This is a genomic window from Sphingobium phenoxybenzoativorans (assembly GCF_001757355.1).
GTDB classification, from domain to species: Bacteria; Pseudomonadota; Alphaproteobacteria; order Sphingomonadales; family Sphingomonadaceae; genus Sphingobium; species Sphingobium phenoxybenzoativorans.
Genome location: NZ_MINO01000185.1, coordinates 1 through 1,179 on the forward strand (window position 1 = coordinate 1; position 1,179 = coordinate 1,179).

2 protein-coding genes are annotated in these 1,179 nt (G+C 66.8%); both read left to right on the forward strand.

Annotated elements, in window-relative coordinates; genetic code table 11:
- On the forward strand, positions 1 to 388 hold a 388-nt coding region (locus BHQ40_RS24730), incomplete at its 5' end, for an alpha-2-macroglobulin family protein (protein WP_139139484.1).
- 354 nt (positions 389 to 742) lie between these two features.
- The coding region (locus tag BHQ40_RS24735) for a transglycosylase domain-containing protein (RefSeq protein WP_171905968.1) at positions 743 to 1,179 on the forward strand (437 nt) is incomplete at its 3' end.

The following is a 1,179-nucleotide window of genomic DNA, read 5'->3' on the forward strand; positions in this document are numbered from 1 at the left end:
GCGCAAGCATCCCGACCGGATCACGCGCGGCGACGTCATGAAGGTCAGCATCACCGTCGACGCCACCGCCGAGCGCAACTGGGTGGTGGTGAGCGATCCGGTGCCGCCGGGCGCGACGATCGTCGGCGATCTGGGCGGGCAATCCTCCATCTTCGGCGCGGCGGCCGATGGCGGCGAGGGCGTGCAGCCAAGCTATGTCGAACGCGGGCGCGACGCATGGCGGGGCTATTTCGCCTGGGTGCCCGCCGGGCGCTTCACGGTGAGTTATGTGGTGCGGTTGAACGGCACGGGCAGCTTCGGCCTGCCGCCGAGCCGGGTGGAGGCAATGTATTCGCCGGAAATCCGCGCGCAGGTGCCGAACCGGGGGCTGACGGTGGGACGGCGGTGAGGGGGTGCGGGTTGGCGACATCCCCACCATCCGTTCAGGCTGAGCGAAGTCGAGGGACCACGCGCTGTGCATGCGTGTCTCGACTGCGCTCGACACGAACGGATGTGGGTGTTTTGGGTGAGGGTACAGAAAAATTGTTCCAACATCCGTTCGGGCTGAGCTTGTCGAAGCCCTGTCCTGTTTTTGAAGTGAAGTGCAGCCTTTCGACAAGCTCAAGGCGAACGGATGTGGGTATCAAAAGGTGAGGCTTAACATCATCGCCGCGTTCTCCTGCGCACGCAGGAGTCCAGGGTGCGAGGCGCGGCGGTGCCCAGGGAGATTTCTGGGTTCCTGCCTGCGCAGGAACACGGGGGGATGATCCAGCGGTTTTTGACCGTCAGGCATGTATTGATTGCGGTGGGCGGGGCCGTGCTGCTCACCCTCGCGACGCTCTATCTCCTCACCCTGCCGCCAGCCCTCCCCGCCTATGCCAAGGTCGTCGCGGAATGGCATCCCAGCGAGGCGTGGCTGTATGACCGGGACGGGCGGCTGATCGACAGCGAGCGGGTGGATTTCCGGGCGCGGCGGCTGGCGTGGATGCCGCTGGACAAGGTCAGCCCGGCGCTGGTCGAGAGCGTGCTGGGGTCGGAGGATCGACGGTTTCGCTATCATGACGGCGTGGACTGGGTGGCGATGGGCAATGCGGTGCGGCTGCGCCTGACCGGCGGCAGGTCGCGCGGGGCGTCGACCATTTCCATGCAGGTGGCGGCGTTCCTTGCGCCCGACCTCGCCCGGCCGGGCGCGCGCAGGTG